Below are 17098 nucleotides of genomic sequence, written 5' to 3'. Positions count from 1 at the left end.
CAACCATATAAGACGGGGGATTTTCAATTGAAAATCCCCCGTTTATTTTTAATAATGATAAATTATCCTACTGCAAAACCACTTCCGTGAATTTAGAATTAATAATAATGGACTTGCCACTACTCTTGTTTATATGATACCCCTTCTGCAAGGTATTATAACCATTTTTTGTTTTTAGCAATTGCAGTTCCTTTGGGTAAACCAATTCGGAATTGCTCCCATTTACGGCTATATTAAATGCTGACTTGGGCAATACACATCGAAATTCGGCATTTTGCAGGTTAATATCCAAATCCGTAAAATCTGAGGAAATTGAATTTATGGACAATGGACCAAAATTATTTTTTATAAATGCCTTGTTCAATAGGTGATCAATATTTACGTTTGAAAAAGTGGCATTGAGGGTCAGGTTTTCAACTTCATTGATGTTTACCTTTTCCGAATAATCTGCCTTTAGTTGACCATAGTTCCATTTTTGCACACTAACCGGAGAATAAGAGGCATCTATATAAGTTTTATCCCCATCAATGGTGGTTGCATACAAGGTGGAATAAGATAGGGTAGCACTTATATTTTTGGTGTTGTCGGCCAAAATTACTTCCCCATGTCTTACGTTCATCTTTATTCTGGTTGATTTTGGCAATTTAATCTTAATGGTTCTCTTGACCTTTAAATTTTTATCCCCCCCCTTTTTTATGGAATAAAAAACATTGGGTGCAGTAGGATGCCGTTCATCCATAAAGATAAATTCTCTTTTCATCCCTCCAACTGTATCCAGCTCTATCGTAATAGACCTGGTTTCATTTCTTATTTCCCTTAACTTTTTACCAGATTCAATATTTTTGGCATTCTGCTCTTGAGCTTTTTCATGCATTTCCATTCTTTGTCTTTGCATTTCCTGTAGTTTCTCCGATCTCTCCTGATGGGCCCGTTCCCTGTTCTTCTCCATTTCACTCCGTCTCTTATCCATCTCTGCCCGCTTTAATTCCATACGCTTGCTCCATTCCTCCATTTTGTCCTGATAATCCTTTCCAAAACCCTTGTCAAACTCCTTTTTCCACTCCTTTAAATAAGCTTCCCCATCCTTTTTATAGGCTTCATAATCAAAAGGTTGCATATTCATGGGAGGAAGCGGTGGCATGTCCAACATTTCTGGTAGTTCGGGCAATTCCACCAATGGTGAAATAGCATGAGCTCCCCCTACTCCATTAAATTGATGGAGAAAATCAATATCAAAATCATCAGTATTATAGGTAATGAATTCTTGGTGCCCGAATGACGTGCTGACACTTACATTCTTGCTATTTCCTACAATTTTAATAGGTTCATTTTTGAAGTAATTGTTGGCCTCTTCCTCTGAGACATCTTCCAGTTCCACGACCGCCACAACATCTATCTGATTCTTGTTCCATGTTTCAAATTCTATATCTGTATAACTAGTGTTTATTTCCAAAACCACCTCATTGGTAACATTAAAATTCTCATGAAACGTTTTGGATTTTTTTTGCGCGTATACCCAACTAGTACCAGCCCATAAAACAATGGTAGCAACCAATCCCAATTTTTTGAATGTATTTTTCATCTGTACTATTTTATTTTTCTTGTTTTATTCCTTAATATCTTTTTCAAACACTGGTAATAAGGTCATTTTCACCCTCCTCTTTACTTATCCTTTTTAGTTCCTGTAACTTGTCCCTTAGTTTATGTAATAATTGTAATCTCAGTTGTAAATTTTTAATCAAGGCAGTTATTGTTTGGTCATTGGGACCAATTTCATTTAATTCGGTATTCAACTTTTTATACTCAACATTTAATTCCTCCAACCGCTCCATAAAACTATCTATCAAGGCTTTGTTGTGATCGGATATTTTTAACTGGGAGAGTTCTAAGTTTATATTAACCATATAATAGTCTTCCACCTTTTTTAAATCGGGGGAAAGATCACCAAGAGAAATACCTTTTTCCGCAGGCTGAGCGGTGTCCTTGTCAACAACCGTAGCATCCATAAGTTCCGGAGCACCCAATTTCACTAAAATTAAAGCGCCCAATCCAATGAGAATTATTAGGGAAGCCGCAATTTTAAAAAGAGGAAACGATACCGTTTTTACCCTGGGAAGTTCCTCTTCCATTCGTTTCAAAAAACGCTGTTCATGACCAACCTTCATAGGTTCCTCAGAAACCGAATCCATTCTTTTGAACATTTCTCTAAGATCCTGTGACATACTTATTCGCTTTTAATAATTCCTTTAATTGCCCTTTACCCCTTAATAACCTTGTTCTACAAGTGGAATAACTTATATCCAAGATTTCGGATATTTCGTTATGATCATACCCTTCTACCAGAAACAGCTGCACTACATTCCTATATTTTTCCGGTAATGTTGTAATGGCCTGCATTACCTCCTTAATAGTAATTGTATCCTCAACGGTCCAATCTTCATCCTCTACCACCTTCATATTGCCCTCGTTCAATTCTACTGTCCTAAGCTGCTTCGATTTTAGAAAATCGATACTCTTATTCACAACAATCTTCTTCAACCAGGCCCCAAACGTTACCTCTCCCCTATATTGGTCTATTTTTTGAAACGCCTTTATAAAGGACTCTTGTACAATGTCTTCGGCATCATCCGGATTCTTCAAAAACCGCATGGCAACATAAAACATGCCCTGACAATACTGATTGTACAGCGATAATTGTGCTTTGCGATCGTTACGTTTACATTGTTCTACAATATCAATCTGAAACATTTTGGCCAGTTTCTTTAATTTATCGGAGGGGTTTGGTAACATATTATCTACTCCCAACAAATTCCAATTACCTAAAGGACGAAGGAATCATTGTAATGTTGCAAAAAAGAGTATTTTTATCTTAACTCTTAAAAAGAAATACATTGAATCAAGTTACAATAAAAAACAATTTTATAACCTTGACGGTACTGGATTATGGGGCTATAATCCAAAAGATGATCTTGAAAAACAAAGATGGTGTGGATACCAATGTGGTGGTTGGTTTGGAGGAACCTGACAAATATTTAACGGATAACAAGTCTCTTGGAGCGTGTATTGGCAGATATGCCGGTAGAATTTCGAACAACGGTTTTCAAATCAACAACGTCAACTACCCGATATTTTCTAAGAATGGTGTGCATTTACATGGAGGTGAGAAGGGATTTGGAAAAAGGTATTGGACTATAGACCAAGTGCAAGATGGGGAAAATCCATTTGTAAAGTTGAGCTATCTTAGTCAGGATATGGAGGAGGGCTATCCAGGAAACTTAAAAACCACTGTGACCTATAAATTAGTGGATTCCTCCTTATTTATTATCCATCAGGCTACAACGGACAAAGCAACACCTGTAAACTTAACCAACCATTCCTATTTTAATTTGGATGGTGAGGACAAAATAGACCATTGCCACCTAAGACTGTCCTGTCCGGAATACCTGGAAACAGATGCCAAGCTTCTTCCTACGGGAAATATCGTTTCGGTTAAAAATTCCAAATATGACTTTTTGAGCATGAAAAAGATAGGTGAAGTCCGTTTGGATACCCCATTTGTTATGGACTCCAGTTTAAAGGATGGTACGGTACTGGCTTCTGATAAATCGGGTTTATCCATGGAAGTCATTACCAATCAACCGGGAGTGGTTGTTTATACGCCAGCAGGGTTTGCTGCTATTTGTTTTGAAACACAAAATTTTCCCGATGCTCCCAACCAACCCAACTTTCCAAATAGTATTTTAAAGCCGGGAGAAACCTATCATAATGAAACCGAGTTTAAATTTAGTTTCGTACTTTAGGTCTATACATAACAGAAAAACCAACCGATATGAAATTTCTTAAATGGCTAGTGATAGTAATAGTGGTATTGATTTTGGCCTTCTTTTTATTCGGAAAATCTTATTTGACCGAGCAGACCAAAAAGAATAGTCCTGAGAAAACCGCTACCTACGATAAAAATGGAATGGACCTAAGCGTAAAATACAGTAGTCCCTTTAAAAAAGACCGTGTTATTTTTGGCGAATTGGTGCCTTTTGATGCAGTCTGGAGAACAGGAGCCAATGAACCTACCACTTTTAGCACGGCTACCAACATTAGCGTTGGGGGTAAAAGCCTGCCGTCCGGAAGCTATTCGTTGTGGACCATACCTGGCAAAGAGACCTGGAGATTTATTTTCAACAGTGAAATTCCAGAATGGGGAGTTACCATTTTAAGTGGTGGGAAAGAAACTACAAGAAACCCTGAAATGGATGTGGTAGAAATTAGTGTCCCGGTACAGCAATTGTCACAAACAATAGAAAGTCTTAACATAGATTTTGATGAAGCGGAACAGCTGTACCTAAGTCTGGCCTGGGATAAAACAAAAGTTAGCGTTCCCATTAAAAAATAAGTTTGGCCAACAAAAAAAATACTGAAGGGAAAAATATTTCTATAGTTAAATCTTTTAGAAAAATGAGTCCGTCCGTAGCTGAATTAACCCAAGGTATTCTAAAAGGGGATATAGCCGCCTTGGCTAGGGCCATAACATTGGTGGAAAGCACCAACAGTTCGCATTTTCAGAAATCCAAAGCAATCATAGAGGAATGTCTGCCACATAGTGGTAAAAGCATTCGCATTGGGATTACGGGGGTTCCTGGAGTGGGTAAAAGCACCTTCATAGAGGCCTTTGGATCATACCTTACCGGCTTAGGGAAAAAAGTTGCCGTACTGGCGGTAGATCCTTCCAGCTCCATAAGTAAGGGTAGTATTTTGGGTGATAAGACACGAATGCAAGAATTGGTGAAAGATAAGAATGCATTTATTCGCCCCTCCCCAACCGGGCATTCCTTAGGAGGGGTTGCCCGAAAAACCCGTGAAACCATAATTCTTTGTGAAGCAGCAGGATTCGATACCATTTTAGTGGAAACGGTTGGGGTAGGCCAAAGTGAAACTGCCGTACATGGGATGGTGGATTTTTTTTTACTTTTGAAATTGGCAGGTGCTGGGGATGAGCTTCAAGGCATTAAAAGAGGTATCATGGAAATGGCAGATGCCGTTGTTATCAATAAAGCCGATGGCAACAACATTGAACAGGCCAAATTGGCCAAAGCTGAATTCACCAAGGCTTTGCATCTTTATCCTCCCAAAGAAAACGGATGGACCACAGAGGTACTTAGTTGTTCTGCCATACAAAAAACAGGAATATCAGAAATATGGGAGCTGATCCAGACCTATATTGATGCTACCTTAGCTAAGGACCAAATTAGCGCAAAAAGAAGAACCCAAAATAAATACTGGTTATTACAGACCATTGAGGACCAGCTAAAACATCAGTTTTACGGAAATAAAAAAATAAAACTCCAATTGGATATTATGATCAAGAAAGTAATTGATGGAGAAATGTCCCCATTTACTGCTGCAGAGGAGTTGTTGAATCTTGCTAAAGAACCCTAAATACAACATTTAAGCAATAAGGCTGAAATAATATATTTACAAAAGGATAAGATTATACGGGCGTAAAAATAATATTGGGCAAATCCCAATATTTCTTAATAATAAGTTGAACATTCCAATGAAGCATAGGTTAACAAAGTTGATTATCTTTGGATCTTTAAATTTTAGATCTAAAAGCACTTATCCTTGTACAAAATGAATTACGAATTCACCATAATTATTCCTGTCTACAATGAAGAAGATAATTTGGAACGTGTTGAAAAGGAGCTAAATGAGTACTTGCCAATATGCACCAAGAAAGCCAAAGTGTTGTTCGTAAACGATGGTTCAAAGGATAAGAGTCAACAATTGATAGAGGCGATTTGCCAAAGAAACGAAGCCTTTGGTTTTGTGAAATTTACCAAAAACAGAGGACTTAGTGCCGCCATAAAAGCTGGTTTTGACCATGTAGACACACCTTTAGTAGGATATATAGACTCCGATCTGCAGACCTCACCAGAAGATTTCAACCTACTCCTAGAACACATTGACCATTACGATCTTGTGACAGGGGTAAGGGCAGATAGAAAGGATTCCTTTGTTAAGAATGCCTCTTCTACCATTGCCAATGGCATACGTAAAGCTTTTACTCATGACGGAATGGATGATACGGGATGTCCCTTAAAGGTGATAAAAACGGATTTCGCCAAAAGAATCCCGATGTTTAAAGGTTTACATCGATTTTTACCCGCCATGATCTTATTGCAAAATGGTAGCATCGTACAAATACCTATTAGACACTTTCCGCGTATGGCCGGAACAGCAAAGTTTGGTCTATGGAATAGATTATTGGGTCCGCTAATGGATTGTTTTGCCTACTTATGGATGAAGAAAAAATATATTAACTACGAGGTAGAGAAAATAGGATAAATGGCAAATTGGTTGATTTATGCTATAGGCTTTCTTGCCCAAATACTATTCTCCAGTAGAATGGTGGTGCAATGGGTTATATCCGAAAAAAACAAAAAGGTACTTACTCCTCGGCTTTTTTGGCAGCTCAGTTTATTGGCCTCCTTTCTTCTGTTCGTGTACGGGTGGCTTCGTGATGATTTTGCCATAATGTTAGGGCAGGCAATTACCTATTTTATATATATACGAAACATCCAATTACAGGGCGAATGGAAAAAATTACCCAAAGCTTTTAGGGTATTCCTCTGGATTTTTCCGATAATGATCATTGTATATGGTTACAATAACAATTCCTACGACCTAAGGAATTTCTTCCAAAACGAAAATATCCCAACTTGGTTACTATTGCTGGGCAGCATAGCCCAGATAATTTTCACCTTTCGGTTTGTATATCAATGGATATATTCCGAGAAAAAGAAAACCTCAAGCCTTCCTTTCGGTTTTTGGCTCCTAAGTTTGGTTGGGGCATCCTTAATTCTCACTTATGCCATTTTCAGAAAAGATCCCGTCCTATTTGCAGGCCATACATTAGGTATGATCGTTTATTTAAGAAATTTATTTATCCTTAAAAATGAAGTTCATGATGTGGTTGAAAAATAATCCTATTACGCTGATTTTCATTGCGGGTATCTCCATTTTCCTCTTTCATTTAAATGTCATTCCCGTAACTATAATGGAGGCCAGAAATTTTATTACGGCAAGGGAAATGATTACAGAAGGCAATTGGCTATTAACCACCTTGAACGAACTGCCTAGATATGAGAAACCCCCCTTACCAAGTTGGATCACCGCCATTTTTGGATTGATATTTGGCTTGGAAAATAGTGCTGGACTAAGGCTACCGACCATGTTGATGGCTTTATTTCTGGGATATATTGGGTATATATTTTCATTGCAATTACTGAACAATAAAAGACATGCACTTATAAATGCCCTTATTCTATTAAGTTCTTTCTATATAATTGTCATTACCATTGAGGCACCTTGGGATATTTACACCCATGGATTTATGCTGACAGGTATCTATTATTTGTATAATTTTTTTGTACAGACAGTGTACAAATGGAAGAACAGTCTTCTTGCCGCAATTTTTATAGGCCTATCTTTCATGAGCAAGGGACCGGTTTCTCTTTACGGTCTCCTGTTGCCCTTTCTACTAGCCTATGGGTTTGCATTTAAATATAGAGGCTTTGGAGTTAACAAGAAGTATGTCCCTTTGGTTGTCTTGGTAGTCGTTGCCAGTATTATTGGAATTTGGTGGTTCTTGTACGTTCGCCTTGCCGATCCCAATGCCTTCTTGGCCATAACCAAAAAAGAAACTGCTAATTGGTCCAGTTACAATGTTCGGCCCTTCTATTACTATTGGAGCTTTTTTATACAGAGTGGCATTTGGACCATCCCGGCCTTGATCAGTCTTATATATCCATATCTAAAGGATAGGGTAAGTGACAAAAAATCTTACCTGTTCACCTTTTTATGGACGATTTTTTCAGTAGTTCTACTTTCCATCATTCCGGAAAAAAAAGCAAGATACCTTGTTCCCGTATTGATTCCCCTAGCTCTGAATACGGGGTTCTATATGGAATATGTCATCAGCAATTTTAATAGCACCTTTGTTCGGAAAGAAAAGATACCAGTCTATTTTCATTTTGGATTGATCGGCCTCATAGGAATTGCTTTTCCCCTTTTGGCCTACTTCATCTTGAAGGATGGCTTAGGTGAGTTTTGGGGCTATTATGCCCTATCTTCCATAGTGCTTTTTACCATAGGGATTTATCTTTTTGTCCAATTGAGAAAAAAACAACTTTATATCTGCTTTTTGCTGACCATTGCCTTGGTGGGAGCCATAAAATCCTTGGCATTGCCGCTATTTGGAGCCTTGGATAAAAATTCTCATTATAAAAGTATATCACACCTAAATTCAACCATGTTGCAAGAGGGTATTGCCACCTATTGCTTTGGTGAAATTGCACCTGAAATGATTTGGGACTACGGTACAGCAATCCCCGTACTCAAAGGGGAAGAGGAAATAATAATTCCCGACGGTGAAAAGTTTGCAGTTCTGGTAATTCCAGTCGAAGAAAATGAATTTAAACGTATCTTTGACCCCGAATATAGGCTCACACTAAAGACCGTATACGACCTAAATTACAATGCCGATCCAGGAAGCAAAGAACACAAAAACCGTTTGATAAGTAATTTATATATAGTTGAAAAACGATGATGAAAATCTTTACAAAATTTGAGAAAATAGGATATGGTATTTTAGCCATTGTAGTCCTGACAGGGCTATACCTGGGACTTTGTGACGACGAATATTTTGATGTTAATTACGCACAGGAAGATGGACCGGTCGAATGGGGCACAGCCATAATGCTTTTTGGCATATTTGTCCTTTCACTATACCACCTGATCAGCTTGTGGACCACAAAAAAAATGTTATGGAAACTGGGGACATTCCTGTTTGTAGTTTTATTCCTTTTTGCTGCAGGTGAGGAAATATCTTGGGGACAACGAATTTTTGGTGTGGAATCGAGCGAGTTTTTTATAGAAAATAACGCCCAGGGCGAAACCAACTTACACAACCTAGTTGTAGGTGAAAAGAAAATAAATAAAATTATCTTCAGCCAGTTATTGTTTCTGGTTATGTTTCTTTACCTCATAATAACCCCTATCCTCTTTAGAAAATTTAATTGGTTCAAGAATTTGGCCAATACCCTTGCTGTGCCTATTGTAAAGTGGCACCACACTATAGCTTTTTTAGTCATTACTATTTTTGTTGCCCTTAATCCGGCCAGCAGAAAATGGGAAGTGTACGAACTGGCCTTTGGGGCTATCTTTTTTTTGATTTTTCTAGGCCCTTTGAACAAAGAAATATTCGATAAGGATCAAACAGTATAAAGAGGGATCTGGACTTTATCCTCAAAGAAGGTCCAAATTAAACAAAGACAAGAATTTTCGTTCAATAATCGTATTTGGCAGTGAACTTTATAAATAGATTCAGAAATAATCTTCCTAAAAAAGTTCCAATAATTATCCCCGTTAACACATCCAACGGAAAATGCACGCCTATATAAATCCTGCTATAGGCAACAACTAGGGCCCAAACTATTAGAAACATTCCGATATATCTATATTTTGGACGTAATAGGTAGGAAAAGAAAACAGCTACCGCAAAAGAATTAGCGGCATGGGCGGAAAAATATCCGAATTTACCCCCACAGGAACTTTTTACCAAACGCATCAGCCCATTTATTGAGGGATCATGACAGGGTCTTAACCGCTGTACTCCATACTTGAAAAAATTAGCCAATTGATCTGTTACCAAAATTAGCAATGCAATGGCAACAACGGTCATTAAAAGACGCTTTAGCCCGTAGGCCCTATAGGTGAAAAATGCCAATAAGCCATAAAGGGGAACGGAGCTAAACTTATTGGTCATAAAAAGCCAAAAACTGTCCCACTGGGAAGCGCCCAAATTGTTTAGGAACAGAAACAACTCCTTGTCGTAATGCACCAATTGGTCTATCATAACTTACTCTTCGTATCGAGAAATTTCCCGGTCATAAAAAGCCGTAGCTTGTTCAATTAAATTTTCGGCCTCCTCCTCCAATTCCTTTTCATCGTCCTGGGTGAAATCTTCCAACCATTCTACCTCGTCATTTTCCAGATTGATGATGAATCTCGGGTACTCCGTGTGTACCACAAAAATGGCAGTTGGGTAATCCGTATTGTCTCCTAATAAAAATTTTGGGAAATCCATATTACAATTCTTTATCTAATTATCGCTATCCCAAAAATTTTGCTTTCCTGGGAGATCCCGAACTTTTAACTTTTTTGACTTAATGTCCTGCAAACCTTTATTTGATCAATTTTTTGGTCAAATAATTAAATCGAATATACAACATAATCGCCGATGCCGTGAGTCCGGCCAATAGGCCTATCCATATCCCCTTACTCTGTAAAGGAGTGTATAATCCAAGATAAAAACTAATAGGAAATCCGATCAACCAATAAGCGACAAAAGTAATCATGGTAGGTATCCTAACATCCTGCATGCCCCTAAGGGCCCCCAGAACCACCACTTGCAAACCATCGGAAATTTGAAATACCGCGGCTACTAAAATTAATTGTGCCGCAATTAGTACTACCTCGGTATTATCTGCCATATTGGTGGCATCTCCAAGATCTAAATATATGGTGGGTAACCAGTCCTTTAATAACACAAAGACAATGGCAAATACAATTTCCAGGATAAGGGTAAGCAGAAAAATAGATTGTGCAATGCGCCTTAAGTCTTTAAAACTCCCCAATCCCTTCTGATTTCCTACCCGTATCATGGCAGCAACACCTAGTCCCATGCCAACCATAAAGGTCATACTACTTAGATTAAGGGCTATTTGGTTGGCCGCTTGTGAATTTTTCCCCAATACACCACTTATCCAAATAGCCGCTGTAAAGATGGCCACCTCAAAGAACATTTGCAGGGCAGAGGGAAATCCCAGGTCTATGATTTTCTTCATGACCTTTTTCTCTATAGCTCTAAAATTAAAACCGGTAACATAATCGTGGAATTTCTTCTTGTTCTTTAGCAAAACCCAAAGAAAAATGACCATTATGATTCGGGAAATCAACGTGCCCCAAGCGGCCCCTACGATACCCATTTTAGGAAAGCCCCAAGAACCGAAAATAAGTAGGTAATTCAATAGGATATTTACAAAGTTGGCTATAACCGTCGCGTACATTGGGTACTTGGTCTGAGATAATCCCTCAGAAAATTGTTTAAATGCCTGAAATATTATTAACGGAACCAATGAAAATGCTACTAAATCCAGATAAGGCATGGCCAATTCCACCACCTCTGTAGGTTGCTTCATAAGAAACATCAAGGGCTTGGCCAAAAGTATAATGCCAAAAAGTGAAAACCCCAGTATAGTACATAACACCAGTCCGTGTTTTAATGCGCTCTTTCCATCTGCAACATTTCCCGCACCGTCAGCCTCTGCAACCAAAGGAGTAATGGCCGTAGAAAACCCTATGCCCAGGGACATGGCTATGAACACAAAACTGTTTCCCAAGGAGACCGCAGCCAATTCCGCCGTTCCCAATTGGCCTACCATAATATTATCGGCAAATTGTACAAACGAATGCCCCAACATTCCCAAAATAACTGGAAATGACAGGGATAAATTATATCGAAACTCCTTTGTATATTTCTGCAACAAGATTCTATAATTTGAAGGGGCAAATATAAGGGTTAGCTTTGGTTTTAGAACAATGGATTTTTTTAATTAATTCCATCCAATTCAAAACCAACTAGCAATAGATTCCGTTAAATTAGTTACTTGCCCAAAACATTATAATTAGGTATTACCAATATCACCCAACCAGCTGTTTTACATTTTAAAATTGTTACTCCACATATTTTTATGAAACCTCAATAGTGCACTAAATGTATTTTATAATGCAAAAAAAATATCCTATATTGAAAAATCATCAATGAATATGGGGCCAAGGAGCATATTGTTGGGTTTTTGTTACGATTATTGAAGGATAATTACTACCCGACTTACTCTTTTTGAGCATCGACCTATATAAAGGTGTAAAAATATCCCCCATATGGAAAGACTTGAAAAATCTACAAAAAAAAGATATCTCCTTTTTATTACCACCATTGTTCTAATTGTAATTATAGCCGTCATAGTATTTCAGAATAGAATCAACATTCTGACTTCGAATGTAGGTCTAATTAACATCTCGGGAAGACAACGCATGCTTAGTCAGCGTATCTCGAAACATGTGTTTGCTTTAAACTTGGACCAAGGCGTTATAACCGATAAGGTTTATCTAGATAGTCTAAAAACTTTAACCACGGAATGGAAAAAAAATCAGAATTTCCTTATTTCGGCCAACAGGGGCCTACCCAATTCTGATAAAATTGAGGCCTTATTCGCTGCCGCACGACCAAGTACCACTAAATTATTGAATGCCGCCCTTGAAATTCTCGAAAATCCCAATAATCCGGATATCCTGTATCACAGTATAAATACCATAAGACAAGAGGAATCACCGGTTTTGACAAGTATGAACAATATTGTATTGGAATATCAAAACACAGCGGAGAAGAATCTCACCGAACTTGACAGAATCACTTATGTTATTGCAATTATTGTTTTATTGGTAATCATTGGTCAATTTGTCATTTTCTTTTTACCTGTTATCAAGAAGTTGAATAAAAAATCCAATTCCCTACAGCTTGCCAATACTTCCTTGGAAACTTCCAATAAGGAGATACAAGAAAAGATGAAACAGGTTAATTCCATGAAGGCCGCTCTGCAGGTAAAGGAAGAATACAATAAGATTTTTATTGACCAGGCACCCAGCGCCATGGCCATGCTAGATAATGATATGAGGTTCCTAGCAGCATCAGATCGTTGGAGGAGCGACTATGATCTACATGACAAAGAAATTATAGGTAAATCCCTTTACGAGATTTTTCCGGAAATTGAAGATCAATGGAAAAAGATTCATCAAGATTGTCTCGCTGGCGCTATACATCACGAGGATGAAACCGCGTATAAATGGCCGGATGGCCACGTACAGTGGCTTTCTTGGGACATAAGGCCATGGCATGTTACCGAAAACCAAATTGGTGGATTGTTAATTTACACTTTGGACATTACCACTATAAAGGAAAAGGAAAAGGATAAACTCCGTACAGAGGAAATCTTGGACAAAACCAACCAAGTGGCAAGAATTGGCACATGGGAAGTTGATACCATTAACGGCATAATCAATTGGAGCAAAGTAACCTGCGAAATACATGAAGTGCCACATGATTATGTGCCCGAACTTAAAACAGCCATTAACTTTTTTAAAGAAGGGGAAAACAGAAAGAAGATTCAAGAAGCAGTGGAAAATGCCATTGAAAAAGGAATCCCATATGATGTGGAAGTAGAATTGATAACCGCTAAAGGAAATAGTCGTTGGGCTCGTGCCATAGGTCAGCCAGAAATGGTAAATGGTAAATGTGTAAGATTGTATGGAGTTTTCCATAATATCAATGACATTAAAGTTTCCGAAAATGCCCTTATCAAGGCCCATGGGGAACTTTCTGCCATTTTTAACGTAAGCCCTATTTCCATTATAGGAACCAACATGAATGGATTAATTACCCATTTTAATAAGGGTGCCGAGAACTTATTGCAATATTCAGCTTCCGAAATGATCGGAAAAAAGACCCCGGAAATTATACATCTGCGCGAAGAGGTAGAAAAACATGGGAAGAAGTTGTCAGAATTATTTGGAAAAACCATTAGCGGCTTCGATGTTTTTGTTGAGCATGCAAGGCGCGATAGTTTTGAATCCATTGAGTGGACCTATGTGCGTAAAGACGGATCACATTTTCCAGTACAATTAACTACCACTGCCATTAAGGGCAAGAATGGAGAGATAAACGGATTTTTAGGGGTTGCAACGGACATTTCTGAAAGGGTCAATAATCGTAAAAAATTAATTGAAGCAAACGAAAACCTTGAAGAACTCACTAAAAAACTTACGAAACAAAACCACCAATTGGCCGATTTTGCACACATAACCTCTCATAATTTAAGGTCACCAGTAGCCAACCTTCAAACCTTATCTAGCTTTTATAAAGATGCTAAAGGTGAGCAGGAACGAAGCCAATTATTTGAAAAATTTGAAATTGTAATAGACCACCTCTCCTCTACCTTAAATACTTTGGTTGAAGTAATCCAGACCACGGATCAAAGTACTAAAGTAACTCAAGAATTATCATTTAATAAAACATTGACCAAAACCTTGGAAATAATATCGAGTCAGATCACTCAGTCCGGTGCCCAAATAAAAAGTGATTTCTCAAAGGCGCCTACGGTGGTTTACAACGACATATATCTTGATAGCATTTTTCTTAATTTGATTTCCAATGCCATTAAATACAAATCCAAAGATAGAACCCCGGAAATTAACGTCGAATCCAAAATTGAAGGTGGTAAAGCAATATTAGAGGTGACCGATAACGGTCTAGGTATAAATATGGAAAAACACGGTCATAAATTATTTGGATTGAACAAGGTATTCCACAGCCACCCTGAAGCTAAGGGGGTCGGACTTTATATGACCAAAATACAGATTGAAGCAATGGGAGGTTCCATTTCGGCATCCAGTAAAGTGGGAGAAGGATCTACGTTTTCGGTGATTTTTTGATTAATTGTTATCCTTAAACACAAATAATAAGATCAGAAGGGAGGTTGATTCTATAAATTGAAAAACAGTGTCCAGGTAATAATTAAATGGTCTTGGCTTCCTCCCAAAAAATATCCATTTCCCCTAGTGTCATATCTTTTAAGGCCTTTCCACTTTCCTTGGCTTTGTTTTCCAAATATTGAAATCTTTTTATAAACTTCTTATTGGTGCGTTCAAGTGCATTTTCAGGATTAATATTCAAAAAACGCGCATAATTTACCATAGAAAACAACACATCCCCAAACTCGGCCTCCATGGCATCCAAATTCCCATCTTTAACCTCTTCTTGGAATTCCTCCAGCTCTTCCTGTACTTTTTCCCATACCTGTTCAGGTTTTTCCCAATCGAACCCTACGCCCGCTACCTTATCTTGTATACGATTGGCCTTTACAAGTGCGGGAAGTCCATTGGGTACTCCTTCCAAAACACTTTTTTTACCTTCCTTCAGTTTTATTTTTTCCCAATTCTGCTTAACCTCTTCTTCATTTTTTACCACAACATCTCCATAAATATGTGGATGCCTATTAATGAGCTTGTCACAGATATCATTGGCAACGTCGGCCATATCAAAGTTGTTGGTTTCACTTCCAATTTTAGCGTAAAATACAATGTGCAATAGTACATCGCCCAATTCCTTTTTAATTTCCTCCAAATCATTGTCCAATATAGCATCTCCCAATTCATAGGTTTCTTCAATGGTTAAATGACGAAGTGATTGCATTGTTTGCTTTTTGTCCCACGGACATTGAGCTCGCAATTCATCCATAATGGTGAGTAGACGATCAAAGGCTTGTAATTGGGATTCCCGAGAATTCATAAGGCTGACTTTTGAACAAAAATACAAAGTATGTATGGTTTCAACTATCCTGTGTTCCGAGTTTTTTAGCTAACTTTAGTTCCTTACTTATCGGACCAAACCAAAATGAACCATAAAAGAATTATATTATCACTAGTCATTATTGGATCCATACTCATGTCATGGGCAATTTATCAGGATATGGGAATATTTCAAGACCATGGTGATATTGGTGCAGTAAAACATAAGGGGTCACTGGAATTCAATCCCAATGATAGTACTTATACCATTTCTGCCAGTGGGACCAACATGTGGTTTAATAATGATCAGCTACATTATGTTTGGAAAAAAATGTCCGGGGATGTTGCCCTGGCTGCCGATATTGAATTTTTGGGCAAAGGAGTTGACCCACATAGAAAAGCTTGTTTAATTATCCGCCAAAACCTGGAACCGGGCTCGGCCTATGCCGATGTGGCCATTCATGGCGATGGCATGACCGCAATCCAATATAGGGAAGTGAATGGGGATATTACTAGGGAGCTGCAGTCGAACATCAAATCTCCCAAACGACTAAGAATTGATAAGCTAGGCGACTATCTCTATATGTCCCTTGCCAATGCGGATGGTGAATTAAAAACATCGGGGAGCGCCATAAAAGTACCGTTTAAAGCTCCTTTCTATATAGGGCTTGGCGTTTGTTCCCATAACAATGATGCAGTGGAAACCGCCAAATTCTCCAAGGTTGTACTGGAAAAATTGGAAGCAAAGCCAGACTCGCTAAAAAAATTGGAAAGCACACTGGAAATTATCCCGATAGCCACTTTGGACAGAAAAGTTGTACTACAATCTGAAAAACGCTTGGATGCACCAAATTGGACACCGGATGGTAAAGATTTGATATACAACAGTATGGGGCTACTATACCAAATTCCTATTGAAGGGGGGAATCCCAAATTAATTCCCACAGATTTTGCAAAAAGAATCAACAATGACCACGGCGTTTCACCGGATGGTAAGACGTTCGTTATAAGTGATCAGACAGAAACCGGAAAGTCATTGATCTATACACTTCCTATAGAAGGTGGGGTGCCTAAAAAAATAACCTCCAATGGCCCTTCCTATTGGCATGGATGGTCCCCTGATGGTCAAACCTTGGCCTATTGCGCAGAACGCAATGGCAATTATGACATTTACACCATTCCTGTTACAGGGGGCGAAGAAACTAGATTGACAACCGCAGAAGGGCTTGACGACGGACCGGATTACTCTCCGGATGGACAATACATCTACTTTAATTCTGCCCGAACCGGAACTATGCAGATATGGCGTATGAAGACTAACGGAAGTGAACAGGAACAACTTGGCTCAGATGAGTACCATGATTGGTTTGCCCATCCGTCCCCGGACGGAAAATGGTTGGCTTATATTTCCTTTGAACCAGAAGTTCCAGCTGACATGCATCCCCCCAACAAAGACGTAATGCTTCGATTAATGGATCTTCAGACCAGGGAAATTATAACTATCGCCAAATTATTTGGTGGACAGGGCACCATTAATGTGCCCTCTTGGTCGCCAGATAGCAGCCGTTTGGCATTCGTCAGTTATCGTTTAAAATAAAATTCACTTATTTAAACCATAGATAATTAAAAATAAAAC

The 17098-nt window shown here is 38.4% G+C and carries 16 protein-coding genes; 9 read left to right on the top strand and 7 right to left on the bottom strand.

What is annotated here, in order from left to right; all coding sequences use genetic code 11:
- Positions 1–67: 67 nt before the first annotated feature.
- From CWD91_RS17350 to CWD91_RS17340, 3 genes are read right to left on the bottom strand one after another with little or no spacing between them, the layout of a single operon-like run.
- Positions 68–1582, bottom strand: a complete 1515-nt coding sequence (locus tag CWD91_RS17350) for a hypothetical protein (protein ID WP_103442237.1) — start codon at positions 1580–1582, stop codon at positions 68–70.
- A 43-nt stretch (positions 1583–1625) separates the two neighbouring features.
- A complete protein-coding gene (locus tag CWD91_RS17345; RefSeq protein ID WP_103442236.1) occupies positions 1626–2222 on the bottom strand; it encodes a hypothetical protein in 597 nt (198 codons plus the stop codon).
- Positions 2206–2748 carry an RNA polymerase sigma factor gene (locus CWD91_RS17340; RefSeq protein WP_103442366.1) on the bottom strand — a complete coding sequence of 181 codons (543 nt, stop codon included), beginning with the start codon at positions 2746–2748 and terminating at the stop codon, positions 2206–2208. Before CWD91_RS17340 ends, CWD91_RS17345 begins: the two co-directional genes overlap by 17 nt.
- 143 nt (positions 2749–2891) lie before the next feature.
- Between CWD91_RS17340 and CWD91_RS17335 the strand changes: the two genes are divergently transcribed.
- The 7 genes from CWD91_RS17335 (at position 2892) to CWD91_RS17305 (ending at position 9282) form a co-directional block, all read left to right on the top strand.
- Positions 2892–3800 (top strand): aldose epimerase family protein, encoded by a 909-nt coding sequence (locus CWD91_RS17335; protein ID WP_103442235.1) that lies wholly within the window; start codon positions 2892–2894, stop codon positions 3798–3800.
- Positions 3801–3829: 29 nt separating this feature from the next.
- Positions 3830–4390 carry a DUF2911 domain-containing protein gene (locus CWD91_RS17330; RefSeq protein ID WP_103442234.1) on the top strand — a complete coding sequence of 187 codons (561 nt, stop codon included), beginning with the start codon at positions 3830–3832 and terminating at the stop codon, positions 4388–4390.
- Between the two features lie 2 nt (positions 4391–4392).
- Positions 4393–5433, top strand: a complete 1041-nt coding sequence (gene meaB, locus CWD91_RS17325; protein ID WP_394335729.1) for a methylmalonyl Co-A mutase-associated GTPase MeaB — start codon at positions 4393–4395, stop codon at positions 5431–5433.
- Between the two features lie 195 nt (positions 5434–5628).
- Positions 5629–6342: a glycosyltransferase family 2 protein gene (locus tag CWD91_RS17320; RefSeq protein WP_103442233.1), complete on the top strand. Its 714-nt coding sequence runs from the start codon at positions 5629–5631 to the stop codon at positions 6340–6342.
- Positions 6343–6981, top strand: coding sequence for a lipid-A-disaccharide synthase N-terminal domain-containing protein (locus CWD91_RS17315; RefSeq protein ID WP_103442232.1), 639 nt, complete (start codon positions 6343–6345; stop codon positions 6979–6981). It begins immediately after the preceding gene.
- Positions 6962–8605 (top strand): ArnT family glycosyltransferase, encoded by a 1644-nt coding sequence (locus CWD91_RS17310; RefSeq protein WP_239985839.1) that lies wholly within the window; start codon positions 6962–6964, stop codon positions 8603–8605. The genes CWD91_RS17315 and CWD91_RS17310 overlap by 20 nt, the downstream gene beginning before the upstream one ends.
- Entirely contained in the window at positions 8602–9282 is a 681-nt protein-coding gene (locus CWD91_RS17305) for a hypothetical protein (protein ID WP_239985837.1), read from the top strand. The genes CWD91_RS17310 and CWD91_RS17305 overlap by 4 nt, the downstream gene beginning before the upstream one ends.
- A gap of 61 nt (positions 9283–9343) precedes the next feature.
- On the opposite strand, the gene CWD91_RS17300 is transcribed toward CWD91_RS17305, so the two are convergent.
- From CWD91_RS17300 to CWD91_RS17290, 3 genes are all read right to left on the bottom strand, one after another.
- Positions 9344–9913: a phosphatase PAP2 family protein gene (locus CWD91_RS17300; RefSeq protein WP_103442230.1), complete on the bottom strand. Its 570-nt coding sequence runs from the start codon at positions 9911–9913 to the stop codon at positions 9344–9346.
- Positions 9914–9916: 3 nt separating this feature from the next.
- Positions 9917–10144, bottom strand: coding sequence for a hypothetical protein (locus CWD91_RS17295; RefSeq protein WP_103442229.1), 228 nt, complete (start codon positions 10142–10144; stop codon positions 9917–9919).
- Between the two features lie 97 nt (positions 10145–10241).
- Positions 10242–11606: an MATE family efflux transporter gene (locus CWD91_RS17290; RefSeq protein WP_103442228.1), complete on the bottom strand. Its 1365-nt coding sequence runs from the start codon at positions 11604–11606 to the stop codon at positions 10242–10244.
- Positions 11607–12000: 394 nt separating this feature from the next.
- On the opposite strand from CWD91_RS17290, the gene CWD91_RS17285 reads away from it, so the two are divergent.
- On the top strand, positions 12001–14607 hold the full coding sequence (locus CWD91_RS17285; protein ID WP_103442227.1) for a PAS domain S-box protein: 2607 nt from the start codon (positions 12001–12003) through the stop codon (positions 14605–14607).
- Positions 14608–14689: 82 nt separating this feature from the next.
- Here CWD91_RS17285 and mazG read toward each other — a convergent pair whose 3' ends face one another.
- Positions 14690–15463 carry a nucleoside triphosphate pyrophosphohydrolase gene (gene mazG, locus CWD91_RS17280; RefSeq protein WP_103442226.1) on the bottom strand — a complete coding sequence of 258 codons (774 nt, stop codon included), beginning with the start codon at positions 15461–15463 and terminating at the stop codon, positions 14690–14692.
- Between the two features lie 105 nt (positions 15464–15568).
- Between mazG and CWD91_RS17275 the strand changes: the two genes are divergently transcribed.
- A complete protein-coding gene (locus tag CWD91_RS17275) occupies positions 15569–17059 on the top strand; it encodes a TolB family protein (RefSeq protein WP_103442225.1) in 1491 nt (496 codons plus the stop codon).
- The last annotated feature ends 39 nt before the right edge of the window (positions 17060–17098 follow it).

This window comes from Arenibacter hampyeongensis, from assembly GCF_002909255.1.
GTDB lineage: Bacteria > Bacteroidota > Bacteroidia > Flavobacteriales > Flavobacteriaceae > Arenibacter > Arenibacter hampyeongensis.
The sequence above is the reverse complement of the archived record's forward strand: the minus strand, read 5'-3'. Positions and strand labels throughout refer to the sequence as shown.